Raw genomic sequence first — 26,076 nt, 5'->3', positions numbered from 1 at the left:
CAATTAAGTGGTGAGAATTCCCTTAACCGCCCACATGCGGGCGCTCAAGGTCCAAGCAAACGGGGTGATCCATCGTGTTTCAAGGGGCGTCTTCGCTGACTCTCGATGCGAAGGGGCGGCTTTCAGTGCCGACCCGGCATCGTGACGCCCTGGTCACGCAGGCCCAAGGCCAGCTCACCATCACCAAGCACCCCCATGGCTGTCTGATGCTGTTTCCCCGCCCCGAGTGGCTGCTGTTCCGCGACCGCATCGGCCAGTTGCCGATGTCGGCCCAGTGGTGGAAGCGCATCTTCCTGGGCAACGCCATGGATGTGGACATGGACGGCACCGGGCGTGTGCTGGTCTCGCCAGAGCTGCGTCAGGCGGTCGGTCTTGAGAGAGAGGTGATCCTGCTCGGCATGGGCAATCACTTCGAGCTTTGGGATAAAGCCACTTATGAAGCCCATGAGGCGCAAGCCATGCAGGCGCCCATGCCCGATGTATTCCAAGACTTTGCTTTCTGAAAAGGGCGAGCGTTGAACCAGCCCCTCCAACACATCACTGTTTTGCTCCACGAGGCCGTCGATGCCTTGCTGGGCGATGATCCGTCCGCGGCCGATGGCACGTATGTGGACGGAACCTTTGGCCGTGGCGGCCATTCGCGATTGATTCTCTCCCGGCTGCGCCCGCAGGGGCGGCTGATAGCCTTCGACAAGGACCCATTGGCGATTGCAGAAGCCGGGCGTATCGAAGACGCCCGTTTTTCTATCCGCCACGAAGGGTTTCGCCACATCGGCGAACTGCCGCCGGCGAGTGCCGATGGCATCCTGATGGACCTGGGTGTGAGCTCGCCCCAGATCGACCAAGCCGACCGCGGCTTCAGCTTCCGCTTTGAGGGTCCGCTGGACATGCGCATGGACACCACGCGCGGCCAGAGTGTGGCCGAGTGGCTGGCCGAAGCCGAGGTGCAGCAGATCACCGATGTGATCCGTGACTATGGTGAGGAGCGCATGGCCTTCCCGATTGCCAAGGCCATCGTGGCGCACCGCGAAGCGCATGGCCCACTGCAGACCACCACCGAGCTGTCGAATCTGGTGGGCAAGATTGTGAAAAGCCGTGATGGACAGAACCCCGCCACGCGCACTTTCCAGGCCCTGCGGATTTTTATCAATGCCGAATTGGTGGAGCTCGAAGAAGCACTGCAGGCCAGTCTGCGCGTGCTCAAGCCGGGCGGCCGCCTGGCGGTGATCAGCTTCCATTCGCTGGAAGACCGCATCGTCAAGCAGTTCATTGCCGAACACGCCAAAGAGGTCTACGACCGCCGCACCCCGTTTGCCGCACCCAAGCCCATGCACCTGAAGGCGCTGGAGCGCATCAAGCCTGGCAAGGCCGAGGTGGACGCCAATCCGCGCTCGCGCAGTGCGGTGATGCGCGTGGCTGAACGCACCGAGGTGCCGGCATGACCACCCGCCCACAGTGGCCCAGCATCCAGGAGGTGGCATGCTGCGCCTGAACCTCTTGCTGCTGGTGGCGGTGCTGCTCAGTGGCCTGTACCTGGTCGAGACCCAGTACGAGTCGCGCCGCCTGTTCACCGAGCTGCACCGCGCGACGAACGAGGCCCGCAACCTGGAGACCGAGTACCAGCGGCTGCAGGTGGAACTGCGCGCGCAGTCCTCGCCTTCGCGCATCGAGTCCCTGGCTGTGGCCCAGGGCTTGCAGGGCGCATCGCCCGCCATCACGCACTATGTGCGCGATGAACAACCTGCCGGAGGTGCCCGGTGAGACGCAGTCTGGCCTACACCTCCAGCCCTTTGCTGGCCAGCAAGACGCCGGCCTGGCGCAGCAAGTTCGTGATGGGCTGCATCGTGCTGGCCTTCACGGGCCTGGCTGCGCGTGCGGCCTGGGTGCAGGTGATCGACAACGATTTCTTCCAGCGCCAGGGCGAGGTCCGCTTTGCCCGGACCCTGGAGCTGTCGGCCAACCGTGGGCGCATCCTGGACCGCAATGGACTGATCCTGGCCTCCAGCGTGCCGGCGGCCAGCATCTGGTCGATTCCCGAGGACGTGGAGAAGAACACCCCGGAAGACCTGGCCAAGCTGCCCAAGCTGGCCAAGCTGATGGATATGCCGCTGGACCAGCTGAAGAAGAAGCTGGCCGAGGACAAGAGCTTTGTCTGGGTCAAGCGCCAGCTGGACTGGGATGTGGGTCTGCAGATCAAGGCCCTGGGCATCAAGGGCATCTATCAGACCCGCGAATACAAGCGCCAATATCCTGAAGGCGAGGCGGCGGCCCACATCGTGGGCTTCACGAACGTCGAGGACAAGGGCCAGGAAGGCATGGAGCTGGCCTTCGAAAAGGACCTGGCGGGCAAGCCCGGCTCGCGCCGTGTGATCAAGGACCGCCTGGGGCGGGTGGTCGATGGCGTGGGCGAAGAGGTGCCCCCGATCGATGGCCGCGACATCCAGCTGTCGGTCGACAGCAAGATCCAGTTTTTTGCCTACCAAAAGCTCAAGGAGCAGGTGCTGGCCCACAAGGCCGTGGGCGGCACGGTGGTGGTCATGGATGCCAAGACCGGCGAACTGCTGGCCCTGGCCAATTACCCCAGCTTCAACCCCTCGAACCGCAAGCACCTGACCGGGGAGCAGTTGCGCAACCGTGCCATCACCGACGTGTTCGAGCCGGGCTCGACCATGAAGCCGATCACGGTCGGCATCGCTCTGGAGAGCGGCAAGTTCAAGCCCTCAACGATCGTGGACACCACGCCCGGGCGCATCAATGTGACCGGCTCCACCATTTCCGACACGCACAACTACGGGGTGCTGACGGTCGAAGGGGTGATCCAGAAGTCCAGCAACGTGGGCACGACCAAGATCTCCCAGCAGCTCACTGCGCAGGAGATGTGGGAGACGTTCTCGGCCGTGGGCTTTGGCCAGAAGCCGCAGATCGCCTTCCCTGGCGCGGCCAGTGGCCGTCTGCGCCCCTACAAGACTTGGCGTCCGGTGGAACAGGCCACCATGTCCTACGGCTATGGCCTGTCGGCCAGCTTGCTGCAGATGTCGCGCTCCTACACAGTGTTTTCGAACGGCGGCAAGGTGATCCCCGCCACCATGCTGAAGCTGGACAGGCCCCCTGTGGGCGTGCCGGTGTTTTCCGAGAAGACCGCCGAGCAGGTGCGCAAGATGCTGGCCCTGGCCACCGGCCCGGGCGGGACGGGGCAGCGCGCACAGACGGTCGGGTATTCCGTGGGTGGCAAGTCAGGTACCGCTCGCAAGCAAGTGGGCAAAAGCTATGCCCAAGGAAAATACCGCGCTTGGTTTACCGGTATGGCGCCGATTGAAGATCCGCGCGTGATTGTGGCAGTGATGGTGGATGAGCCCAGCAACGGCACCTATTACGGGGGCACGGTGGCGGCGCCCGTCTTCAGCACGGTGGTGCAGCAGAGCTTGCGTCTCTTGGGGGTGGCGCCCGACATGGCGGTACAGCCGCAAATCGTCGCCAACCCCGTGGAGGAATCGCTGTGAGTCGCGCCCCTGAGTTTTTGCATGATCTGCCCCAGGCCCTGGCCTGGCTGCGCGCCCGCGTCACCGGCCAATTGCGCACCGACAGTCGCCAGGTGCAGCCCGGGGATGGTTTCATCGCCTGGCCCGGTGGCGTGACCGATGGCCGCGCCCATGTGGCCTCGGCCATCGCGCGCGGTGCGGTTGCATGCCTGGTCGAGCACGACGGCGTGGAGGCGTTCAACCTGCCCGGCGCGGTGGCCAGCTACCGCGGCTTGAAGGCTGCCACGGCCGAGATGGCGGCGCAATGGTGCCAGCACCCCTCGCGGCAGCTGCGGGTGGTCGCCGTCACCGGCACCAACGGCAAGACGTCCACCGCCTGGTGGCTGGCGCATGCACTGGTCGGGTTCCAGCTGCAAGGGCGCCAGGGCTGTGCCATGGTGGGCACGCTGGGCATTGGCGTGCCGCCCCAGGTGGTCAGCACGGGCATGACCACGCCCGATCCTGTCTGCCTGCAGTATGCGTTTGCCGATTACGTGCAGCAGGGCCTGGCCGCGTGCGCGATCGAAGCTTCGTCCATCGGCATCGAGGAGCACCGCCTGGATGGCACGCACATCCACACCGCGGTGTTCACCAATTTCACGCAGGACCACCTGGACTACCACGCCAGCATGGCAGCCTATTGGCAGGCCAAGGCCAAGCTGTTTGCTTGGGCAGGCCTGCAGGTGGCCGTTCTCAACGTCGACGATGCCCATGGGCAGTTGCTGGCGCAGCAGTTGCAGGGGCGCGCAGGCCTGGATCTGTGGACCGTGGCGGTGAACGCCCCGGCACGCTTGCGGGCCACGGACGTGCGCCATGGACTGCAGGGCCTGTGCTTCGAGGTACAGGAAGACGGGCAGTCCGTGACCATGACCACCCAGATGATCGGCCAGTACAACGTCAGCAACATGCTGGGCGTGCTGGCCGTGCTGCGCAGCTGGGGCTGGACGCTGCCGGACGCCGTGGCCTTGTGCCAGGGGCTGGCGCCGGTGCCAGGGCGCATGCAGCAGATTGCCCAGGCTGATCAGCCCCTGGTGGTGGTGGACTATGCCCACACCCCCGATGCGCTGGAGCAGGCCTTGCAGGGCCTGCAGCCCGTGGCGCGTGCACGGGGTGGCCGGCTGCACTGCGTGTTCGGCTGTGGCGGCAACCGCGACAGCAGCAAGCGCCCCCTGATGGGTCAGGCTGCGCAGCGCCAGGCCGACGTGGTGTGGGTGACCAGCGACAACCCACGTGGCGAAGACCCCCAGACCATCGTGCAGCAGATCACGGCCGGCATGCGGCTCGATCGCGTGCAGGTGGTGGTGGACCGCACGCAGGCGATTGAACAGGCCATTGCCCAGGCAGGCACCCAGGATGTGGTGCTGCTGGCGGGCAAGGGCCATGAGGACTACCAGGAAATCCAGGGTGTGAAGCACCCGTTTTCCGACATGGACAAGGCGCGTGCCGCCTTGCTCCGGCGAGAGGGAATGCAGCAATGATGACTTTGCAACAGGCATGGCAGTGGATCCAGGCCTTCCAGCCGCAGGCGCGACTGGTGGGCGATGGTGCCACGCCCCTGCTGCGTGTGCACACGGACAGCCGCAGCCTGCAGGCGGGCGATTTGTTTGTGGCGCTCCAGGGTGAGCGCATGGATGCACATGACTTTCTGCCCCAGGTGCGGGCGCAGGGCCTGGCCGCTGCGGCGATCGCCCACGACGGCCTGGAGGCGCTGGGCCTGCCCGGCATCGAGGTGCCGGACACCACCCAGGCCCTGGGGGCCCTGGCGGCCGGCTGGCGCAGCATGTTTGGCCTGCCCTTGATTGCCGTCACCGGCAGCAATGGCAAGACCACGGTGACGCAGATGATCGCCAGCATCCTGAAGGCCCAGGCCGGCGATGCGGCGTTTGCGACCCAGGGCAATTTCAACAACGCGATCGGCGTGCCGCTGACCCTGTTCCGCCTCAGCGCTGCGCACCAGCTGGGCGTGGTGGAACTGGGCATGAACCACCCCGGCGAGATTGCCGAGCTGGCGCGCATCGCCCAGCCCACGGTGGCCCTGGTCAACAACGCCCAGCGTGAGCACCAGGAATTCATGCACACCGTGCAGGCCGTGGCCGAGGAAAACGGCAGCGTGCTGGCCTACCTGCCCGCCGATGGCGTGGCCGTGTTCCCGTCCGATGAGGCCTTCACCCCCCTGTGGCGCAGCCTGGCGGGTGAACGCCCGGTGCTGACCTTCGGGGGCGAGGACGCCGACGTGCGCAGTCTGCAGGCCACCTGGGCCGACAGCGCGTGGCAGGTGCAGGTGCAGACCCCGCAAGGCCGCTTCGACTGCGCGCTGCACATCGCCGGCCGCCACAACGTGCGCAATGCGCTGGCGGCGGCGGCCTGTGCCCTGGCGGCGGGCGTGCCCCTGGCGGCGATTGCCCAGGGGCTGAGCGCCTTCCAGCCGGTCAAGGGCCGCTCGCGCTCCACCGCGGTGGTGTGCGCGGGCCGGCGCGTGGACGTGGTGGACGACACCTACAACGCCAACCCCGACTCCGTCCAGGCTGCGATTGCCGTGCTGGCCGAGCTGCCCGCCCCGCGCCTGCTGGTGCTGGGGGACATGGGCGAGGTGGGTGATCAGGGGCCGGCCTTCCACGCGGAAGTCGGCGCCAGTGCCCGGCAGGCCGGCATTGAAACTTTCCTGGCATTGGGGCCACAAATGCAGCACGCCGTGGCTGCATTTGGGCAGGGTGCTACGCATTTTGAAGAGATGGCAGCGCTGGTGGCAGCGGTGCAGGCCCGCATGGGGCAGACCGGCAGTGTGCTGGTCAAAGGTTCGAGAAGTATGAAGATGGAACACGTGGTGCAGGCCCTGGAAAGCGCCTGTGGGGAGGGTGCAGCATGCTGCTGATCTTGGCTGAGTGGCTGCAGACCTTGTCGCCCGATTTCGGTTTCCTGCGCGTGGTGCAGTACATCACCTTCCGCGCCGTGATGGCGGCGCTGACCGCCCTGGTGATCGGCCTGTGGATTGGCCCCAAGGCCATCCGCATGCTGACCGCGCTGAAGGTGGGCCAGCCCGTGCGCGGCTATGCCATGCAGACCCATCTAGTAAAGAACGGCACGCCCACCATGGGCGGGGTGCTGATCCTGTTCGCCATCGCCGCGTCCACCCTGCTGTGGTTTGACCTGAGCAACCGCTTCGTCTGGATCGTGCTGGTGGTGACCATGGGCTTTGGCGCCATCGGCTGGGTCGATGACTGGCGCAAGGTGGTCAACAAGGACCCCGAGGGCATGCGCTCGCGCGAGAAGTATTTCTGGCAGTCGGTGATCGGCCTGATCGCCGCCGTGGCCCTGGTGTTCAGCATTTCCGAAAACACCAACAGCCGCGCCTTCGAGCTGTTCGTGACCTGGGTGCAGTCGGGCTTCTCCATGGACCTGCCGCCGCAGGCCGGGCTGCAGGTGCCGTTCTTCAAGGAAGTTAGCTACCCGCTGGGCGTGTTGGGCTTCGTCATCCTGACCTACCTGGTCATCGTTGGCGCCAGCAATGCCGTCAACCTGACCGACGGCCTGGATGGCCTGGCCATCATGCCGGTGATCATGGTTGGTACGGCGCTGGGCATCTTTGCCTATGTGACCGGCAACGTCAGCTACGCCAAGTACCTGCACTTCCCCAGCATCCCCGGCACGGGCGAGCTGATGATCTTCTGCGGCGCCATGGCCGGTGCCGGTTTGGCCTTCCTGTGGTTCAACGCCCACCCCGCGCAGATCTTCATGGGCGACGTGGGCGCGCTGGCCCTGGGCGGCGCCCTGGGCACCATCGCCGTGATCGTGCGCCAGGAGATCGTGCTGGCCATCATGGGCGGCATCTTCGTGGCCGAGGCCCTGTCGGTGATGTTGCAGGTGGTGTGGTTCAAATACACCAAGAAGCGCTATGGCGAAGGCCGTCGTCTGCTGAAGATGGCGCCGCTGCACCACCACTTTGAAAAGAGCGGCTGGAAGGAAACGCAGGTCGTGATCCGCTTCTGGATCATCACCATGCTGCTGTGCCTGATCGGCCTGTCCACGCTGAAGCTGAGGTAGGCTCCATGCACACCCAAGACCTCACACCGGCCCAGCCCCACCCCGACACTGCGGTGGCGCCGGTCGACGCTGCGGTACAGCTGGAAAATTCAGGAGCAGTCAGCGCGCATGTATCCTTGGATGGCGATGCAAAAGTGTCTGAAGTGGCCGAATCGCAAGCGCCAGCTGCTCCTGAAAAAGAGGCGCTACCTGCCTGGGCGGAACCCGTGCCCGACGTCAGCAGCCTGAGCGCCGCCAAGGACGCGGCTGCCTTTGTGGCGCAGATTTTCACCGACCCCAGCATGTCGGATGCGGCCGATGCCGACGTCACCGCCGTGGCCGTGCCCGTGGATGCCGCCCCTGCGGTGGCGCTGCCCCCCGTGCCTGCGCAATGGCCGCAGGACCAGGCGCAGCACCTGCAGGGCCGGCGCGTGCTGATCCTGGGCCTGGGCGCCTCGGGTATGTCCATGGCGCGCTGGTGCGTGCGTGCCGGGGCCGAAGTCACCGTGGCCGACACCCGCGAAGCCCCGCCCCAGCTGGCGCTGTTGCACAGCGAGCTGCCGCAGGCGCGGTTTGTGGGCGGTCCGTTGACCAGTGCCCTGGTGGACGGCCAGAGCCTGAACGCCGTGTACCGTTCCCCCGGCCTGGCGCCGGATGTGATCGCGCCCGTGGCGGACGCCGCGCGTGCGATTGGCCTGCCCGTCGGGGGCGAGCTGGATTTGTTCGCCGCCGCCCTGCAGGGCATGGCCCAGGCGCATGGCTACCAGCCCAAGCTGCTGGCCATCACCGGCACCAATGGCAAGACCACGGTGACCTCGTTGACCGGCAAGCTGCTGGAGCATGCCGGTCTGAGCGTGGGGGTGGCCGGCAACATCGGCCCCACCTTGCTGGACACCCTGAGCGCGCGCATCGACGCGCAGGACCTGCCTCAGGTCTGGGTGCTGGAGTTGTCCAGCTTCCAGCTCGATGGTGTGCAGGGTTTCGAGCCGACCGCCGCCGTGGTACTCAACGTCACGCAGGACCACCTGGACTGGCACGGCAGCATGGACGCGTATGCCGCCGCCAAGGCCCGCATCTTCGGCGAGCACGGCCTGATGGTGCTGAACCGCGAGGACCGCACTGTCATGGACATGCTGCCTGCGCCGGTCAAGGTCAAGCTGCAGAAGCCGCAGCAGCGCGCCCACATCAGCTTTGGCGCCGACCTGCCGCGCAACCCCGGCGACTATGGCATCGAGATGGTGGCTGGCATGGCCTGGCTGGTGCGCGCGCTGGAGGTGGACCAGGCGGGCCGCCGCGCGCGCGACCCGCAGGAAGAGCTGCACCTGCAGCGCCTGCTGCCCGCCGATGCCCTGCGCATCCGCGGCCGCCACAACGCCACCAACGCCCTGGCCGCGCTGGCGCTGGCCCAGGCGGCCGGTGCCGCGCTGGGCCCCATGCTGTACGGACTGCGCGAATACCGTGGCGAGCCCCACCGCGTGGAGCCGATTGGCATCGTGCAGGGCGTGGAATATTTTGACGACAGCAAGGGCACGAACGTGGGGGCCACCGTCGCTGCCTTGACCGGCCTGGGGGCCGATCGGCGCATCGTGCTGATCCTGGGCGGGCTGGGCAAGGGGCAGGATTTCACCCCGCTGGCCGCCCCGGTGGCGCGCTATGTGCGCGCCGTGGTGCTGATCGGGCGCGATGCCCCGTTGATCAAGCAAGCCCTGCAGGGCGAAGGCGTGCCCCTGCTGGAGGCCGCCGACATGGCGCAGGCCGTGCAACTGGCCAGTGCCCAGGCCCGGGAGGGCGATGCCGTGCTGATGTCGCCCGCCTGCGCCAGCATGGACATGTTCCGTGACTATGCCCACCGCGCCCAGGTGTTTGTGGCGGCGGTGCAGGAGCTGGCCGATGAGGCCGGACAGATCCTCGGAGGGTACGACGCATGAACGCCCTGACCCATGTGCGCGAACGCCTGCAAGGCTGGCTGGCCGGCGCGGCCGACAAGCCTGTCGACGTGCTGCCCGTGCGCGTGGGGGGCACGGAGTACCGCAACACCCGGGCCCTGCCGCCCACGGCCCTGGGGCTGGACCAGGCCCTGATCTGGGTGGTGATTGCCTTGCTGGCCTGGGGGCTGGTGATGGTGTACTCGGCCTCGATCGCCATGCCGGACAACCCGCGCTTCGGCAAGATCGAGCACTACCACTTCCTGTTGCGGCATGCGATGAGCCTGGGCGTGGGCTTTGTGGCGGCGCTGCTGGCCTTCCAGGTATCGATGAAAACCTGGGAGCGGCTGGCCGTGCCCATGTTCCTGCTGGCCCTGCTGCTGCTGGTGATGGTGCTGGTGCCCGGCGTGGGCCTGGTCGTGAATGGCGCGCGGCGCTGGCTGCCGCTGGGGGTGATGAATTTCCAGCCTTCAGAGCTGGCCAAGTTTGCCGTGCTGGTCTATGCCGCCGACTACATGGTGCGCCGCATGGACGTGAAGGAGCGCTTTTTCCGCGCCGTGCTGCCCATGGCCGCGGCCGTGTTCGTCGTGGGCGTGCTGTTGCTGGCCGAGCCCGACATGGGGGCCTTCCTCGTGATCGTGGTGATCTCGATGGGCATCCTGTTCTTGGGCGGCGTGAATGCGCGCATGTTCTTTCTGATGGCGGCGCTGGTGGTCGGGGCCTTTGTGCTAATGATCGCCTTCTCGCCCTGGAGGCGCGAGCGCATCTTTGCCTACTTGGACCCGTTCTCGGTGGACCATGCGCTGGGCAAGGGCTACCAGCTCTCGCACGCCCTGATCGCCATCGGACGGGGCGAGCTGTTCGGCGTGGGCCTGGGCCGCAGTGTGGAGAAGCTGCACTGGCTGCCCGAGGCGCACACCGACTTCCTGCTGTCCGTGATTGGCGAGGAGTTCGGCTTCATCGGCATCCTGATCCTGATCGTTGCCTTTGTCTGGCTGACCCGCCGCATCATCGAAATCGGCCGGGAGGCGATCTTCCACGACAAGGTGTTTTCCGGTCTGGTGGCCCAGGGGGTGGCGCTGTGGTTTGGCTTTCAGGCCTTCATCAACATGGGTGTGAACCTGGGGGCCTTGCCCACCAAGGGGCTGACGTTGCCGCTGATGAGCTTCGGTGGCTCGGCGGTGTTGATGAACCTGGTCGCGGTGGCGGTGGTATTGCGGATTGACTATGAGAACAAGCTCATCAGTCCAAAGGTGAGGAAGTGATGCAAGAGAAAGTGGCTTTGGTCATGGCAGGCGGCACCGGGGGGCATATCTTCCCGGGCTTGGCCGTGGCCCACGCGCTGCGCGAGCAAGGCTGGCGTGTGCACTGGCTGGGGGCGCCCGGCAGCATGGAAGAGCGGCTGGTGCCGCCCCAGGGGTTCCCGCTGGAAACGATTGATTTTGCAGGAGTGCGCGGCAAGGGCCTGCTCACCCTGGCCCTGCTGCCGCTGCGCCTGCTCAAGGCCTTCGCGCAGTCGCTGTCGGTGGTGCGCCGCGTCAAGCCGGACGTGGTGATCGGCCTGGGGGGCTACATCAGCTTCCCCGGCGGCATGATGGCCGTGCTGGCGGGCAAGCCGTTGATCCTGCACGAGCAGAACTCCGTGGCCGGCATGGCCAACAAGGTGCTGGCCAGCGTCGCCGACAAGGTGTTTGCAGCATTTCCGAATGCGCTGCCCAAGGCGCAGTGGGTGGGTAACCCCTTGCGCCAGGCCTTCCTGCAGCAGCCGGAGCCGGCCGAGCGCTTTGCCGGCCGCAGCGGCCCACTCAAGGTGCTGGTGGTGGGCGGCAGCCTGGGTGCCAAGGCCTTGAACGACATCGTGCCCCAGGCCGTGGCCCTGCTGCCGGTCGAGGCACGCCCGCAGGTGGTGCACCAGAGCGGCGCCAAGCAGATCGATGCCCTGCGTGCCAACTATGCGGCCGCCGGGGTGCAGGCCGAGCTGACCCCCTTCATCGAGGACACGGCGCAGGCCTTTGCCGACGCGGACCTGGTCATCTGCCGCGCCGGTGCGAGCACCGTGACCGAGCTGGCGGCCGTTGGTGTGGCGGCGATTTATGTGCCCTTCCCGCACGCGGTCGATGACCACCAGACCACGAACGCGCACTTCATGGTGGATGCCGGGGGTGGATGGTTAATGCCACAACCTGCATTGAATGCACAAAAACTGGCAGAAATGCTACAGAATATGCAGCGTTCAACACTCTTGAACGTTGCCCTTAAAGCGAAAACGATGCAGAAGATTCATGCCACCCGCGAGGTGGTCGCTGCGTGCGAGGAGCTCGCCGCATGAAACACGCCATTCAAAACATCCACTTCGTGGGTCTGGGTGGCTCCGGCATGAGCGGTATAGCCGAGGTTTTGCACAACCTCGGCTATACCGTCTCCGGCTCCGATCTGGCGCCAAGCGCTACCCTGCAGCGCCTACAGGCGCTGGGGATCCAGACGTTTGTGGGCCATGCCGCGTCCCAGGTGCAGGCCGCCGATGTGGTCGTGACCTCTACCGCCGTGCAGGCCAACAACCCCGAGGTGCTGGAAGCGCGTGCGCGCAAGATTCCCGTGGTGCCCCGGGCCCTGATGCTGGCCGAGCTGATGCGTTTCAAGCAGGGCATCGCGATCGCTGGCGCCCATGGCAAGACCACCACCACCAGCCTGGTGACCAGCGTGCTGGCCGAGGCCGGGCTGGACCCCACGTTCGTCATCGGTGGCAAGCTCAACAGCGCCGGTGCCAATGCCAAGCTGGGCCAGGGTGACTACATCGTGGTCGAGGCCGACGAGTCGGATGCCTCGTTCTTGAACCTGCTGCCGGTGATGGCGGTGGTCACGAACATCGATGCCGACCACATGGAAACCTATGGCCACGACTTCGGCAAGCTGAAGCAGGCCTTTGTCGATTTCCTGCACCGCATGCCGTTTTACGGGCGTGCCATTGTCTGTGCCGAAAGCCCGGCGGTGCGCGATATCCTGCCCGCGCTGGCGCGGCCTGTGACCACCTATGGTTTCGCCCCCGATGTGCAGGTGCGGGCCCTGGAGGTGCGCTCCGAGCATGGCCAGATGCGCTTCAAGGTGCTGCGCCAGAACGGCCAGACCTATCCCGAACTGGACGTGACCCTGAGCCTGGCGGGCGAGCACAATGTGCTCAACGCACTGGCGGCCGTGGCGGTGGCCATGGAGCTGGAGCTGCCCGATGCCGCCTTGCTGCGCGCCCTGGAGGGCTTCAAGGGCGTCGGCCGCCGTTTCCAGCGCTATGGCGATCTGCCTTGCGCACAGGGCGGTACGTTCACCGTGATCGACGACTACGGACACCACCCCGTGGAAATGGCCGCCACCTTGGCCGCTGCGCGGGGGGCTTTCCCTGGGCGCCGTCTGGTGCTGGCCTTCCAGCCCCACCGCTACACCCGCACGCGCGACTGCTTCGAAGACTTCGTCAAAGTCCTGGGCGCTGCCGATGCGGTGCTGCTCAACGAGGTCTACGCCGCCGGCGAAGCCCCCATCGTGGCCGCGGATGGGCGCGCACTGGCACGCGCCGTGCGTGTCGCAGGGCGTGTGGAGCCCATTTTTATTGAGACAATTGCGGATTTGCCCCAGGCAATTGCGGACAATGCGCAGCCTGGGGATGTGGTGCTGTGCATGGGCGCAGGGTCGATTGGCGCGGTCCCCGCGCAACTGGTTGAAATGCTAGAGAAAAAAGAGCTGCAAGCGCAGAAAGGATCTGCGCTATGAGCAATTCCATGAAGAAAATCGATCCGCGTGCCCTGGGCAAAGTGGCCGTGCTGATGGGCGGCCGTTCGTCCGAGCGCGAGGTGTCCCTGATGTCGGGGCAGGGCGTGCTCGACGCCCTGCGTGCCCAGGGGGTGGATGCCCACGCCTTCGATCCCGCCGAGCAGGAGCTGGGCGCGCTGAAAGCCCAGGGCTTTACGCGCTGCTTCATCGCCTTGCATGGCCGTTTCGGTGAAGACGGCTCGGTGCAGGGTGCGCTGGAGCTGCTGGGCATTCCCTACACCGGCTCCGGCGTGATGGCTTCCAGCATGGCCATGGACAAGATCATGACCAAGCGCATCTGGCGCTTCGAAGGCCTGCCCACGCCGGACTGGCGCATGGTGTCCAGCCCCGAGGCAACCACGGCGGCCCTGGCGGCCCTGGGCGCTCCCATGATCGTCAAGCCCGCCCGCGATGGCTCCAGCATGGGCCTGACCAAGGTGACGGACGCCAGTCAGTGCGCTGCAGCCTATGCCCTGGCCGCCAAGTACGACGACGAAGTGCTGTGCGAACAGTTCATCGCCGGTGAGGAAACCACCTGCGCCGTCCTGGGCGAAGGCGCAGCGGCTGTGGCCTTGCCCGTGATCCGCATCGTGGCGCCCGACGGCAACTACGACTACCAGAACAAGTACTTCACCGACGTCACGCAGTACCACTGCCCCAGCGGCCTGCCGGCGGACGAGGAAGCGCGCATCCAGCAGATCGTGGAAAAGGCTTTCCGCACCCTGGGCTGCCGTGGCTGGGGCCGTGCCGACGTGATGATCCGTCAGAGCGATCGCCAGCCCTTCCTGCTGGAGATCAACACCTCGCCCGGCATGACCAGCCATTCGCTGGTGCCCATGGCCGCGCGTGCGCGCGGCATGAGCTATGAGCAACTGTGCCTGACCATCCTGGCTTCGGCCTCGCTGGACAGCACGTCTTCAGAGGAGCGTGCGGCCTGATGAGCTACTCCATGCCAGCCCCTTTGGATGTCAAACTCATGAACGTGACCGCAACGGCCATGTTCGGTGGGGTGGCCATCCTCATGCTGGCGGTGGTGAGCTGGTGGGCGGTGCGCCATCCGGCCTTCTCGATTGCACGCATCGTGGTCGAAGGGGAGATGCTGCACAACAATGCCGTGACCCTGCGGGCGAATGTGGCCCCGCACCTGACCGGCAATTTTTTCACGATCGATCTGAAGGACGCGCGCGAAGCCTTCGAGCAGGTGCCCTGGGTGCGCCAGGCCGAGGTGCGGCGCGAGTATCCGAACAGCTTGCGCGTCATCCTGCACGAGCACGAACCCCAGGCGTACTGGGGGCCGGAGACCGGGACCGCGATGGTCAACACCATGGGTGAGGTGTTCGAGGCTAATGTGGGCGAGGTGGAGCGTGAAGGCTTGCCTCGCCTTTCTGGCCCCGAGGGCTCGGCCGTCGAGGTGCTGCGCATGTACTACGCCCTGGACCCCGTCTTCACTGCCATCGGGGCGCCAGTGGATGCGCTGACCTGGCGTGACCGCGGTAGCTGGCTGGTGCAGCTCGACAACGGTGCCAGCATCGAGCTGGGCAGCGGCAAGCCGGAAGAAGTCCTACAGCGTACGCAGCGTTTTGTGCGGACGTTGCCGCAAATTACCCAGCAATACCAGCGCACGGCCGAGGCCTTGGAGTACGCAGATCTGCGCTACCCCGATGGCTACGCCCTGCGCTTGCGTGGCGTGACCACCGTGTCTCGAGAAAAGGCATTGGAAATGGCCAGACGCCAGGCAGCACAGCAACAAAAAGATAGCAAAAAAACACGACCTACTGAGGGCAGGCACTGATATGGCAAGAGAGTACAAAGACGTCGTCGTCGGTTTGGACATTGGCACTGCCAAGGTGATGGCCGTGGTCGCCGAGGTCATGCCCAATGGCGAGCTCAAGCTGGCAGGGCTGGGCGTGGCGCCGAGCAACGGCCTCAAGCGTGGCGTGGTGGTGAACATCGAAGCCACGGTCCAGAGCATCCAGCAGGCCCTCAAAGAGGCCGAGCTGATGGCCGACTGCAAGATCCAGCGTGTCTACACCGGCATCACCGGCAGCCACATCCGCGGGTTGAACCAGAGTGGCATGGTGGCCATCAAGGACAAGGAAGTCACGCCCACCGATGTGGCGCGTGTGATCGAAACCGCCAAGGCGGTGAGCATCTCCTCGGACCAGCGCCTGTTGCTGGTGGAGCCCCAGGAGTTCGTGATCGACGGCCAGGACGTCAAGGAACCCGTGGGCATGAGCGGCATCCGCCTGGAAGCCAAGGTGCACATCGTGACCGGCGCGCAAAGCGCGGCGGAAAACATCATCAAGTGCGTGCGCCGCTGTGGCCTGGAGGTGGAGCAGCTACTGCTCAACCCGCTGGCGGCCAGCCAGGCGGTGCTGACCGACGATGAGCGCGACCTGGGCGTGGCCCTGGTCGATATTGGCGCCGGCACCACCGACGTCGCTATCTTCACGGGCGGTGCGATCCGCCATACCGCCGTGATTCCGATCGCCGGCGACCTGATCACCAGCGACATCGCCATGGCGTTGCGCACCCCCACCAAGGATGCCGAAGACATCAAGGTGGAAAGCGGCTATGCCAAGCAGATGCTGGCCGATCCCGACAGCCAGGTGGAAGTGCCGGGCCTGGGCGATCGCGGCCCCCGCATGATCAGTAAGCAGGCGCTGGCCGGTGTGATCGAACCCCGTGTGGAAGAAATCTTCTCTTTGGTACAGCAGGTCATCCGCGAGTCCGGCTATGAGGAAGTGTTGTCCTCGGGCATCGTGCTCACCGGTGGCAGTGCCGTGATGCCGGGCATGGTGGAGTTGGGCGAGGACATTTTCCTCAAGCCCGTGCGCCGCGGCGTGCCCAAGTATTCCAGTGCATTGGCCGACATGGTGGCGCAGCCGCGCTCCGCGACGGTGATGGGTTTGCTGGAAGAAGCGCGACAAGCAAGATTGCGCGGTTTCAAGGTGGCACAAAAGAGTGGGTCCATGAAGACCGCTTTTGGTCGATTTAAAGACTTCATTGTGGGAAACTTCTAACTATGTGCTCTCGACGTATGCGCATTACCGGGCCTCCCACGGATTTTCGATACCGACGACGAAGAGAAGCCCCCTATACAGCACCACTGAACCCATTTCAAAAATCTCCAGGAGCACCAACATGACCATCGAAATGATCGAAGCCGAAACATTCAATCAAGGCACGCAGATCAAGGTGATCGGTGTGGGCGGCGGCGGCAGCAACGCCGTTGAGCACATGATTGCTTGCAATGTGCAAGGCGTTGAATTCGTCAGCGCCAACACCGATGCGCAAGCATTGATCCGCAGCAACGCGCACCGCACCATCCAGTTGGGCTTGAGCGGCCTGGGTGCTGGTAGCAAGCCCGACAAAGGCCGTGAAGCCGCGGAAGCCGCCGTGGAAGACATCCGTGCTGCGATCGAAGGGGCGCACATGCTGTTCATCACGGCCGGCATGGGCGGCGGTACTGGCACCGGTGCGGCACCCGTGATCGCGCGCGTGGCCAAGGAGATGGGCATTCTGACCGTGGGCGTGGTGACCAAGCCCTTTGAGTGGGAAGGTGGCCGCCGCATGCAGAACGCCGATGGCGGCCTGACCGAGCTGGAAGCCAATGTCGACTCGCTGATTGTGGTGCTGAACGAAAAGCTGCTGGAAGTGCTGGGCGATGACATCACCCAGGAAGAAGCTTTCGCGCAGGCCAACGACGTGCTCAAGAACGCCGTGGGCGGTATCGCCGAAATCATCAACGAGTACGGCCATGTGAACGTCGACTTCGAAGACGTGCGCACCGTGATGGGCGAGCCTGGCAAGGCCATGATGGGTACAGCCCGCGCTTCCGGTCCCGACCGAGCACGCATCGCGGCTGAGCAGGCCGTGGCCTGCCCGCTGCTGGAAGGCATTGACCTGTCCGGCGCCAAGGGTGTGTTGGTGCTGGTGACGGCCGCCAAAGGCAGCCTGAAGCTGGCCGAGTCGCGTCTGGCCATGTCCACCATCAACGCCTACGCTTCGCCCGACGCACACGTGATCTATGGCGCTGCCTACGACGATTCGCTGGGTGACGACATCCGTGTGACCGTGGTGGCCACCGGCCTGTCGCGTCCTGCGGCCCGCCGCCAGGCCATGTCCGTGGTCCAGGGTGGTCTGCGCACCGGCACGGACGGCGATTTCGCCTACGCCGGCGCCCCCACGGCCGCCATGGGCGGCGTGAGCATGGGCGCTGCCACAGCGCCTGCCATGGGTGGTGCCGCCAGCGTGGGCGGTGGCTATGCCGATGTGAGCGTGCCCAGCGTCTGGCGCACCAACCGTACCCAGGCCGCAGCCCGTGTGGATGCCTTGTCCTCGGGTGGCATGGACGATCTGGAAATCCCTGCCTTCCTGCGCAAGCAGGCGGACTGATCCGACAGCGCGGTCCCCAAACCGGGTTCTTGAACCCGGTTTTTTTATGCTTGTAACGTTGGCCAACACACCGGGGTCAACGGCAGGCGTCAATCGGCGTTATAGAAATTTCCATGTCCTTGGCGGGGCGGAAAAATGCCCTCCGCCGCTAAAATTGACCCATGCTCCAGCAACGTACCATCAAGACCCTCACCCGTGCCGTCGGCATGGGGCTGCACAGCGGCCAGCGTGTCGAGATGACGTTGCGCCCTGCGCAGCCGGATACGGGCATCGTGTTCCGCCGGGTGGACCTGCCGGAGCCGGTCGACATTCCCATCACGGCCCAGGCGGTGGTGGACACGCGCATGGCCTCCACCATCGGGGTGGGCAGCGCCAAGGTGCACACCATCGAGCACCTGATGTCTGCCCTGTGCGGGCTGGGCATCGACAACCTGTACATCGACATCACGGCCGAGGAAGTGCCCATCCTGGATGGTTCCTCGTCCTCGTTCATGTTCCTGCTGCAAAGCGCGGGCATCGAGCTGCAGAACGCGCCCAAGAAGTTCATCCGCATCAAGCAGACCGTGGAGGTGCGTGAAGGGGAAGGAAAAAACCTCAAATGGGCGCGCTTTGATCCCTACCACGGCTTCAAGCTGAAGTTCGATATCGATTTCTCGCACCCTGCCGTGGACTCCACCGGCCAGTCGTTCGAGTTCGACATGGGCGAAGGCAACTACATGCGCGACATCGCGCGCGCCCGCACTTTTGGCTTTACCAAAGACGTGGAAATGCTGCGCACCAATGGCCTGGCGCTGGGCGGCGGGCTGGACAACGCCATCGTCATGGACGACTACAAGGTGCTCAACAGCGACGGGCTGCGCTACGACGACGAGTTCGTCAAGCACAAGATCCTGGACGCGATCGGCGACCTGTACGTCATCGGCCATCCCATCCTGGGTGCCTACAGCGCCTTCCGCTCGGGCCATGGTATGAACAACCAGCTGATCCGTGCCGTGCTGGCCGATGCCGCCAACTGGGAATTCGTCACCTTCGACAACGAACGCAAGGCCCCCGCCGGATTTGCCCAGACCGCCCTGGCCTGGTAAGTCCCGCCCTGGGAATCACGGTATAAAGCAGCCATGCTGATTTTTCGCTGGCTGCTTTTTGCTTTGTTGATCACCTCGGCCCTGTGCTTTGTCTTCTACCTGGGCACGGGCCGGCCGCACTATCGCCGCTGGGGGCTGGTGATTCTGAAGTGGGCCGTGATCGCCGGGCTGGCCTTTTTTGCCGTGCTCGGCCTGTCGCGCTTCCTGCTGATCTGAGCGCACGGGCCCGTGCAGGGCTGTGCACTTGCTTGCATCTGTAAAGTCTGTGCAAAGCGGTGCGGGGCAGGGGCAAAGTTCCGTAAAGCTGGGCTGCACCGGCCGGGGCGGTCCGTTTTTTCTCGCATGATGGCGTTGTGGCAGCCGCTCCGGCTGCTTGCTTTCTGCCTCGGAAAGGACGCACCATGCAACTGCAACGTTTCACTGCTTCGATCGCCACCGCTGTGGCCCTGACCCTGGGGGTGAGCGCCGTGGCCCAGGCACAGCCGCACGGCGGCCGCCACCATGACGCACCCTACGCCCAGCAGCACCGCCACAAGCCCGGGCCTTCTGCCGGCTGGCACCGTGACCGTGGGCCACATGGTCCGCAGGCGCACCCCGGCCACCGACCACCGCCTCCGGGCCACCGCTACTACCGCGGCGCGGGCCCGCAGCACAACTGGGTCAAGGGCACGCGCCTGCCGCCGCAGTACCGTGCCACACGCTACGTGGTGCACGATTGGCGTGGCCACCGCCTGCACCAGCCGCCCCGCGGCTACCACTGGGTGCGTTACGGCGGTGACTACATGCTGGTGGCGATTGCGACCGGCGTGATCTCGCAGCTCATCATCCACAGCATGTATTGAGGGGCGCTTGGCGCCGGGGCGCAGCGCTGTGCATGGGGCGCCCCGCCGTGATGGCCCTTTGCCATGGCCTGCTGTGCCCAGTGGCAGGCCATGGTCGATTGCATCAAAAGCAGAGCACTCTGCGCTGACGGGGTAAGCGCTACGGGCGATTTTGGCGTGTGGCCTTTCGGCACAGCCAGGCGACAGCGGTTCAGTAGGCGCGGCCGGCCTTGAGCATGGCGTGCTGCCGGCGCTGCAGGCCGGAGTCCTGGGCCAGCTTGTCCAGCATGGCGCCGGCGTGGGCGTGGGTGATGGCCAGTCCCAGCGCGTCGGCCGCATCGGTGCCGGGCAGGCCGGGCAGCTGCAGCATGCGCTTGACCATTTCCTGGATCTGCCCCTTGGCCGCCCGGCCATGGCCGGTGATGGCCTTCTTCATCTGCAGCGCCGTGTACTCGGCCACGGGCAGGTCCTGGGTCACCAGGGCGGTCAGCGCTGCACCGCGCGCCTGGCCCAGCAGCAGGGTGGATTGCGGGTTCACGTTGACGAACACGATCTCGATGGCCGCCGTGTCGGGCTGGTAGCGCGCCACCACCTCGCTCACGCCCTCGAACAGGATCTTCAGGCGCCCCGGCAGATCGCCCAGCGCCACGCCTTCGGTGCGCGTAGTGCGGATGGTGCCGCTGGCCACATAGCGCAGCTGGTGGCCGTCGCGTTCGATCACGCCAAAGCCGGTGGTCTGCAGGCCGGGGTCAATGCCAAGGATTCGCATGGAAAGTGCTGGGAACAAGGGGAGGGCGGCGCAGGCTGCGCTTGCTTGCGATTGTGCCGCATGCCCGCATGGCCGCCGTGGAACTGGCACTGCCCTGGGTACACTGCGCCCCTTGTGTGTCCCTTGCCGTGTCTGCCCATGCCTATCCTTCGTCGCCTGTTCCGTGTGTTGTTGCGCCTGCTGCTGGGCCTGGGGGCGGCCGTGCTGGTGCTGGTGGGCTGGCGCATCGTGGTGCTGGCCACAGCCTCCACCCCGCGCCATGCCGAGATGGTGCAGCAGGTGTTCCGCGCGGCCCCCCTGCCGGTGTTCACCCCGCAGCATCTGCAACTGGTGCGCGCGCTGCGGGTGTGGTGGCTGCCGGTCGAATCCGGTGCGCCCGGGGTCGACCCCGGCCAGCCGCTGCGCGGTGAGCCCCCCGCCGTGCAGCGCGCCCAGCAATTGCTGGCCACCGACGACGCCACCCTGGCCACGCAGCGGCTGGCCGAAGTGGCGCACTGGGTGCGGCCGTTTGTGACCCAGGCCCACCTGGCGCCGGGGCGCTATGCCGTGCCGGCCGACATGGCTGCCTGGCTGCCCGGTGTGCAGCACGGCCAGTTCCAGCTGCGGGCCGAGCACCTGGCCCTGCTGCGTGCCGCCATGTGGCGCGAGGTGGAAAGCGAGGCCTTGCAGGAATGGCTGGCCGAGAGCACCGAGGCTGCACCGCTGTGGCCCATGCACGCCATTGACGGAAAGCGCCCGTATGGCGACCGGTCCTACTACACCATCGACATGGCCGAAATTCTGGGCCGGCCTTTTGCGGTGGACGGGCAGGACAGGCCCATCCTGGACCCGGTTCGGGTGGCTGCCCTGACGGCGCTGCACGAAGAAACGCTGACCGCGCTGCAGGTGCTGTTGCTGTATGGCGAGATGGGCGGCTGAGCGCCGTTGCCCGCCCTGGCGCCGGTGAGCGGCCGCGTGGTGGTGCTGGCGTGCCGCGGGCAGCCTTCGGTTGGACGGCCCGTTGCCGGGCGTGGTTGTGGCGCTAGGGCAGCGGCGTGGCCGCCATGCGGCGCAGGATGGCGCTGGTGCGCGACTGCAGGTAGCGCGACTGCGGGTTCTGCTCGTAATAGCGGGGGCGCGGCAGCATCACGGCCAGGCGCGCGCTTTCGGCCGCGCTGAGCTGCTGGGCGCTCTTGCGGAAGTAGTGGCGCGCGGCAGCTTCGGCACCAAAAATACCCTGGCCCCATTCCACGTTGTTCAGGTAGATCTCCAGGATGCGTTCCTTGCTCAGGAACAGCTCCAGCGCATGCGCCAGCACCAGCTCCTGGCCTTTGCGCAAGAAGCTGCGCTCGCCCGACAGCAGCAGGTTCTTGGCCAGTTGCTGGGTGATGGTGGAGCCGCCGTAGATCGGCACCGGCTTGGCGCTCAGGCGCTGGCTGCGCTGGGCACGCTCCAGCGCCTGCTGGTTGCGCTCCCAGGCGCGTTCGATGGCGTCCCACTGCACGCCGTCATGGTCGACAAAGCCATCGTCCTCGGCGGTCAGCACGGCGCGCTTGAGGTGGGGGGAGATGCGCGGGTAATCCACCCACTGCTGCTGCCAGTGGCGCTGCTGGGCCGACTGTTGCCAGATGCGCCACATCTCCGAGCGCTGGAAGCTGGTGGACTGCGGATCCCACCAGGCGGCCAGCGCAATCCGGGCGATGAAGAACAGCTGCAGCGCCAGGGCTGCGCACAGCAGCACGGCCAGCCAGCGGCCCAGGGCCTTCATGCGGCGGCTTCGTGCGCGAGGAGGTCGCGCAGCTCGTCCAGCACCTGGGTCGAAGGCGGGCGCACGCCGCGCCACAGCGCAAACGATTCGGCGGCCTGCTCCACCAGCATGCCCAGGCCGTCGCGTGCGAGTGCACCGTGGCTGCTGGCCCAATTCAGAAAATTCTGAGCGGCGGGGCCGTACATCATGTCGTAGGCCAGACTGCGTGCGTGCAGCACGCTGGCGGGCGCGGGCACATCATCCCCAGCCAAACTGCTGGCTGTGGCATTGATGATGATGTCAAAATTTTGGGTCAAATCGGTCTCAAGCACTTGTCTTTCAAGTGCTACCAGCTCTACTTTATGTAGTGTGGCAATGGCCGCGTGCTGCTGGACCAGCGTTTGGGCTTTGGTATGCGTGCGGTTGACCACGACGAGGCGGCGGGGCTTTTGCTCCAGCAGCGGGCCCAGTACGCCAGCGGCCGCGCCGCCGGCGCCCAGCAGCAGCACATCACGCCCGGTGATGGGGATGCCGGCATTGCGCGTGATGTCGGCCACCAGGCCCAGGCCGTCGGTGTTGTCTGCGTGGATGCGGCCATCGGTTGCAATCACCAGGGTGTTGGCGGCGCCGGCCAGTGCCACGCGCGGGCTGTGGCTGTGCGCGGCCTGGGCGGCGTCCAGCTTGAAGGGGACGGTGATGTTGCAACCCCGCCCGCCGGCCTGGATGAAGGCCTGCAGGTCGGCGGCAAAGCCCTCCAGCGGCGCCAGGCGGCGCTCATAGCGCAAGGCCTGGCCGGTCAGCTGGGCAAAGCGCGTGTGGATCCAGGGCGAGCGGCTGTGCGCCACGGGGTGGCCCACAACGCAGTACAGATCGGTGGTGGTCATTCGGTGCAACGGCAAAAAAACGGACAGGGACGGACGCGCGCGCAGGCACCGTCAGCGGACATTGGTTTCCAGCGTCTGCTCGCGCGTGAACTTGAAGCGCGAGACCACGGCAATCTGGTCGGCCTTGGCGCGCATGGCCGGGCCGAAGTGGCCGAACGGCCCTGCGGCGCGGGCAATCGCCTGGGCCCGGGTGTCCAGCTGCGGGATGCCGGAGCCCTGCACGATCTCGGTGTCCAGCACGCGGCCGTCGTGGTTCACGGTCAGCACCATGACCAGCTCGCCATACAGCTTCTTGCCCTTGTGCTCGGGGAAGTTCTCCGTGCCCTTGTCTTCCACCTTGCGGCGCAGGCCGTCGTAGTAGACGGCATACACCTCCTCGCGCGTGGCGGGGCTGATGTAGCGTTTCTTGGGGCGGGCGTTCTCTTCGTTGATGCGCTTTTCAATCTCGGCCAGCAGCTTGATCAGCTGCTTGCGCTTTTGCTCCTGCTGCTCGCGGTCCTGCTGCTGGGACTGCTCGCGCGGGTCGAACTGTGGCATCGACGACAGCTGCTTGCGCAGCTGGGTCAGCATCACGGTCTGCTGCTCCTGCATGGCGTCCAGCTTCTTCTGGCGCTCCTCGAAGTCGTCGCCGATAGCGGTCAGGGCCGAGTAGGGCAGCGGGCTGGTGGCCCGGCCCCGGGCGGCATCGCCGCCGCCGGCCAGGGCCGCCTGGGCGATGGCCTGGGCCTTTTCCGGCCGCTCCTGCGTCTGCGCGTTCACCAGGATCACTTCCAGCGGCGTGTCCTGGAACACCCGGTTGAACTGCTCGGGGGCGACAAAGCGCACCGTCAGCAGAGCTGCGTGAATGGCGATCGACACCCCCAGCGTCAGGCTGAGTGTGGACATGGAGCGGAGCGCGGCGGGCAGTTTCACGGGTTGGAATTATCGGCGCTGGGGCTGTCGGACTCGTTGACGTCCACCGCAATCGCGATGGGGCCGGCCACGTCCTCTTCGTCGTCGGCGCTGTCGTCCAGGGGCGCATCATCGCTGGGATCTTGCGGGTCGTCCAGTCGCTCGGTCACGGTGCCGTGGATGTCCAGGGTGATCTCGTCGATCTCGCCCAGCTTCACGCGCACGCGGGCGCCGCGCGGCAGGGCCTGGGCGCCGGCCACGCTGATGACCAGCGGCAGGCTGTCGGCGCGCACCAGCACGCCGTTGGGGCCGTTGTCCTTGATCACGGCGCCGTCCAGCTCGGTGATGGCGTTCTGCTCCACGTACTTCAGCGTCCAGAAGCGCTCCATGCCGGCCTGGTAGCCGTTGTAGGCGCTGTAGGCACCGTCGAAGCTGCTGATGATGCCGAACAGCTCGGCATCCTTGGGCTTGAACGGTGCCGCCAGGGCGGCCGTGGCGCCGTGGCGGGCGCAGGCAATGATCTGCCACTGGTTGACCAGATCGGTGTAGCGGCGCAGCGGCGAGGTGGCCCAGGAATAGGCTTTCACGCCGATGCCGGCGTGGGGCAGGGCCTTGGTGGACATGCGCACCTTGACGCCGGGGGCCAGGCTGGCCTGGCTGCGGTAGATGCCGGGCACGCCGTATTCGGCCAGCATCAGGCCCCAGGTGCTGTTGGCCACGATGGCGGCCTCGGCCACGATCAGGTCCAGCGGCGCGCCGCGCTTGCGCACGGTGATGCTGACGGTTTCGTGGCCCTGGGGCTCGTTGTCGCCATTGCCGTCCAGGCGGAAGGTGTAGTCGGGGCGCGAGAAGTTCTCGGGCTTGCCGCGCACCTGTTCGCGACCGGCCTTCAGGTGTTGGGCCAGACGGTGCAGGAACGATAGCTCTTCACGCTTGTCCAGCAAGGGCTGGGGCGTGTTTTCGACCTGAATGCTGGGGTCTTGCAGCCAGGCTTCGGTGACGATGTGGTCCAGCTTGTCGTGGCGGAAGTTGACGGCCACGGGCACGCGCTCCAGCTTGGTGACCTTGTCCTTGACCTCCAGCGTGGCCTCGTCATAGGTCACGTACAGCGACACGGCGGGGTTGGCGCGGCCTTCGTCCAGGGTGTAGATCTGCACCACCTCGTCGGGCAGCATGGTGATCTTGTAGCCGGGCATGTAGACGGTGGACAGGCGGGCGCGGCCCAGCTTGTCCAGGTCCGAGCCGGGCGTGATCGCCAGGCCGGGCGCGGCAATGTGGATGCCCACGGTGACGGTGCCGGTGCCCAGTCCCTGTACGGACAGGGCATCGTCGATTTCCGTGGTCATGGAATCGTCGATGGAGTAGGCCTGCACGGCGGCCAGCGGCAGGTCGGCCGGGGGCTGGGGCGCGGTGACGGCGGGGAAGGCCGTGCCCTTGGGGAAGTTCTCGAACAGGAAGCGCTTCCAGTGGAACTGGTAGGCCGAGTCGATGGCGCCGGCGGCCTGCAGCAGCTCCAGCGGGGCCTTCTGCGCGCTGCGGCTGGCCTCGACCACGGCCTTGTACTCGGGCGCGTTCTTGTCGGGCTTGAACAGGATTTTGTACAGCTGCTCGCGGATGGCGGGTGGGCAGGTGCCGGCGACCAGCTCCTGCGCCCAGGCGTCGATCTGCGCCTGCAGCTGCTTTTTCTTTTCGATGGCGGCCAGGGCCTGCTGCAGGATTTCGGCGGGCGCCTTCTTGAAGCGGCCCTTGCCGGCGCGGCGGAAGTAGTGCGGCGCGCCGTACAGCGCAAACAGCATGCCGGCCTGCTCGCTCAGCGGGGCGGACTCGGAGAAATAGTCGCGCGCAATGTCGGCAAAGCCGAACTCTTCTTCGGGGGCGAATTCCCAGGCCAGGTCCAGCTCGACGCTGGCGGCGATGGCCTCGGCCTTGGCCATCAGCTCGGCGGGCTCGGGTTTCTCGAACTTGAGCAGGACGTTGGCGGCCTTGACCTTGACGCGCTTGCCAGAGGCCAGCTCGATTTGGGAGGAGGCATCGGCCTCGGACAGGATACGGCCGGCCAAAAACTTACCGGCATCTTCAAACAATGCGTGCATGCCGCGATTGTCCCACGCCGCGAATTTCCCCCGGAGGGCGCTTGCCCGCGGCGGCGGTGCCAGCGGCAAGCTATCCAAAGCAAAGTGGGCTGCGCAGGTGCAACGGTCGTTTCAAAGCATTTTCAGCCTGAAGTGCTTGTGCAACGTG

At 66.0% G+C, this 26,076-nt stretch carries 24 protein-coding genes; 19 read left to right on the top strand and 5 right to left on the bottom strand.

The genetic code is table 11. From position 1 onward, the window contains the following. Positions 1-74 precede the first annotated feature (74 nt). From mraZ to CA2_RS00600, 18 genes are all read left to right on the top strand, one after another. Complete coding sequence (gene mraZ, locus CA2_RS00685) at positions 75-503, top strand: division/cell wall cluster transcriptional repressor MraZ (RefSeq protein ID WP_042411458.1); 429 nt, start codon at positions 75-77, stop codon at positions 501-503. Positions 504-515: 12 nt separating this feature from the next. Beyond that, positions 516-1,442, top strand: coding sequence for a 16S rRNA (cytosine(1402)-N(4))-methyltransferase RsmH (gene rsmH, locus CA2_RS00680; protein ID WP_042411454.1), 927 nt, complete (start codon positions 516-518; stop codon positions 1,440-1,442). A 37-nt stretch (positions 1,443-1,479) separates the two neighbouring features. After that, positions 1,480-1,761 carry a cell division protein FtsL gene (gene ftsL / locus CA2_RS00675; RefSeq protein ID WP_042411451.1) on the top strand — a complete coding sequence of 94 codons (282 nt, stop codon included), beginning with the start codon at positions 1,480-1,482 and terminating at the stop codon, positions 1,759-1,761. Beyond that, positions 1,758-3,500, top strand: coding sequence for a peptidoglycan D,D-transpeptidase FtsI family protein (locus CA2_RS00670; protein ID WP_042411449.1), 1,743 nt, complete (start codon positions 1,758-1,760; stop codon positions 3,498-3,500). Before ftsL ends, CA2_RS00670 begins: the two co-directional genes overlap by 4 nt. Next, on the top strand, positions 3,497-4,996 hold the full coding sequence (locus CA2_RS00665; RefSeq protein WP_156105919.1) for a UDP-N-acetylmuramoyl-L-alanyl-D-glutamate--2,6-diaminopimelate ligase: 1,500 nt from the start codon (positions 3,497-3,499) through the stop codon (positions 4,994-4,996). Before CA2_RS00670 ends, CA2_RS00665 begins: the two co-directional genes overlap by 4 nt. Continuing rightward, entirely contained in the window at positions 4,993-6,390 is a 1,398-nt protein-coding gene (locus CA2_RS00660) for a UDP-N-acetylmuramoyl-tripeptide--D-alanyl-D-alanine ligase (protein WP_042411446.1), read from the top strand. The genes CA2_RS00665 and CA2_RS00660 overlap by 4 nt, the downstream gene beginning before the upstream one ends. Further along, positions 6,381-7,559 (top strand): phospho-N-acetylmuramoyl-pentapeptide-transferase, encoded by a 1,179-nt coding sequence (mraY, locus tag CA2_RS00655; protein WP_042411443.1) that lies wholly within the window; start codon positions 6,381-6,383, stop codon positions 7,557-7,559. The genes CA2_RS00660 and mraY overlap by 10 nt, the downstream gene beginning before the upstream one ends. Before the next feature lie 5 nt (positions 7,560-7,564). Next, the gene (gene murD, locus CA2_RS00650; protein WP_042411440.1) at positions 7,565-9,466 is read left to right on the top strand and encodes a UDP-N-acetylmuramoyl-L-alanine--D-glutamate ligase; all 1,902 of its coding nucleotides are present in this window, start codon (positions 7,565-7,567) and stop codon (positions 9,464-9,466) included. Beyond that, positions 9,463-10,728: a putative lipid II flippase FtsW gene (ftsW, locus tag CA2_RS00645; protein ID WP_042411436.1), complete on the top strand. Its 1,266-nt coding sequence runs from the start codon at positions 9,463-9,465 to the stop codon at positions 10,726-10,728. Before murD ends, ftsW begins: the two co-directional genes overlap by 4 nt. Next, entirely contained in the window at positions 10,728-11,792 is a 1,065-nt protein-coding gene (gene murG, locus CA2_RS00640) for an undecaprenyldiphospho-muramoylpentapeptide beta-N-acetylglucosaminyltransferase (protein WP_042411433.1), read from the top strand. Before ftsW ends, murG begins: the two co-directional genes overlap by 1 nt. After that, complete coding sequence (gene murC / locus CA2_RS00635) at positions 11,789-13,222, top strand: UDP-N-acetylmuramate--L-alanine ligase (RefSeq protein ID WP_042411430.1); 1,434 nt, start codon at positions 11,789-11,791, stop codon at positions 13,220-13,222. The genes murG and murC overlap by 4 nt, the downstream gene beginning before the upstream one ends. Further along, complete coding sequence (locus CA2_RS00630; protein ID WP_042411427.1) at positions 13,219-14,199, top strand: D-alanine--D-alanine ligase; 981 nt, start codon at positions 13,219-13,221, stop codon at positions 14,197-14,199. Before murC ends, CA2_RS00630 begins: the two co-directional genes overlap by 4 nt. Further along, the gene (locus CA2_RS00625) at positions 14,199-15,053 is read left to right on the top strand and encodes a cell division protein FtsQ/DivIB (protein ID WP_042411423.1); all 855 of its coding nucleotides are present in this window, start codon (positions 14,199-14,201) and stop codon (positions 15,051-15,053) included. Before CA2_RS00630 ends, CA2_RS00625 begins: the two co-directional genes overlap by 1 nt. A gap of 1 nt (position 15,054) precedes the next feature. After that, positions 15,055-16,284 carry a cell division protein FtsA gene (ftsA, locus tag CA2_RS00620; protein ID WP_042411421.1) on the top strand — a complete coding sequence of 410 codons (1,230 nt, stop codon included), beginning with the start codon at positions 15,055-15,057 and terminating at the stop codon, positions 16,282-16,284. Between the two features lie 121 nt (positions 16,285-16,405). After that, positions 16,406-17,659, top strand: coding sequence for a cell division protein FtsZ (gene ftsZ, locus CA2_RS00615; protein ID WP_042411418.1), 1,254 nt, complete (start codon positions 16,406-16,408; stop codon positions 17,657-17,659). A 161-nt stretch (positions 17,660-17,820) separates the two neighbouring features. Then, positions 17,821-18,744: a UDP-3-O-acyl-N-acetylglucosamine deacetylase gene (gene lpxC, locus CA2_RS00610; RefSeq protein WP_042411414.1), complete on the top strand. Its 924-nt coding sequence runs from the start codon at positions 17,821-17,823 to the stop codon at positions 18,742-18,744. A 33-nt stretch (positions 18,745-18,777) separates the two neighbouring features. After that, positions 18,778-18,960 carry a hypothetical protein gene (locus CA2_RS00605; protein WP_042411411.1) on the top strand — a complete coding sequence of 61 codons (183 nt, stop codon included), beginning with the start codon at positions 18,778-18,780 and terminating at the stop codon, positions 18,958-18,960. A 185-nt stretch (positions 18,961-19,145) separates the two neighbouring features. After that, complete coding sequence (locus CA2_RS00600; protein WP_052369779.1) at positions 19,146-19,586, top strand: RcnB family protein; 441 nt, start codon at positions 19,146-19,148, stop codon at positions 19,584-19,586. A 190-nt stretch (positions 19,587-19,776) separates the two neighbouring features. Here CA2_RS00600 and ruvC read toward each other — a convergent pair whose 3' ends face one another. After that, on the bottom strand, positions 19,777-20,334 hold the full coding sequence (gene ruvC / locus CA2_RS00595; RefSeq protein ID WP_042411407.1) for a crossover junction endodeoxyribonuclease RuvC: 558 nt from the start codon (positions 20,332-20,334) through the stop codon (positions 19,777-19,779). Positions 20,335-20,472: 138 nt separating this feature from the next. On the opposite strand from ruvC, the gene CA2_RS00590 reads away from it, so the two are divergent. Then, positions 20,473-21,252 carry a hypothetical protein gene (locus CA2_RS00590; protein ID WP_156105918.1) on the top strand — a complete coding sequence of 260 codons (780 nt, stop codon included), beginning with the start codon at positions 20,473-20,475 and terminating at the stop codon, positions 21,250-21,252. Between the two features lie 103 nt (positions 21,253-21,355). Here CA2_RS00590 and mtgA read toward each other — a convergent pair whose 3' ends face one another. From mtgA to CA2_RS00570, 4 genes are read right to left on the bottom strand one after another with little or no spacing between them, the layout of a single operon-like run. Beyond that, positions 21,356-22,081: a monofunctional biosynthetic peptidoglycan transglycosylase gene (gene mtgA, locus CA2_RS00585; protein WP_042411405.1), complete on the bottom strand. Its 726-nt coding sequence runs from the start codon at positions 22,079-22,081 to the stop codon at positions 21,356-21,358. Further along, the gene (gene aroE / locus CA2_RS00580) at positions 22,078-22,944 is read right to left on the bottom strand and encodes a shikimate dehydrogenase (protein WP_042411402.1); all 867 of its coding nucleotides are present in this window, start codon (positions 22,942-22,944) and stop codon (positions 22,078-22,080) included. Before aroE ends, mtgA begins: the two co-directional genes overlap by 4 nt. A 51-nt stretch (positions 22,945-22,995) precedes the next feature. After that, on the bottom strand, positions 22,996-23,856 hold the full coding sequence (locus CA2_RS00575) for an energy transducer TonB (protein WP_042411400.1): 861 nt from the start codon (positions 23,854-23,856) through the stop codon (positions 22,996-22,998). Further along, positions 23,853-25,928: a ribonuclease catalytic domain-containing protein gene (locus CA2_RS00570; protein ID WP_042411398.1), complete on the bottom strand. Its 2,076-nt coding sequence runs from the start codon at positions 25,926-25,928 to the stop codon at positions 23,853-23,855. The genes CA2_RS00575 and CA2_RS00570 overlap by 4 nt, the downstream gene beginning before the upstream one ends. Between the last annotated feature and the right edge of the window lie 148 nt (positions 25,929-26,076).

Origin of the sequence: Comamonas aquatica NBRC 14918 (assembly GCF_000739875.1) — a bacterium.
GTDB classification, from domain to species: domain Bacteria; phylum Pseudomonadota; class Gammaproteobacteria; order Burkholderiales; family Burkholderiaceae_C; genus Comamonas; species Comamonas aquatica.
Note: the sequence above shows the minus strand (reverse complement) of the source record. Positions and strands in the feature narration are given on the sequence as shown.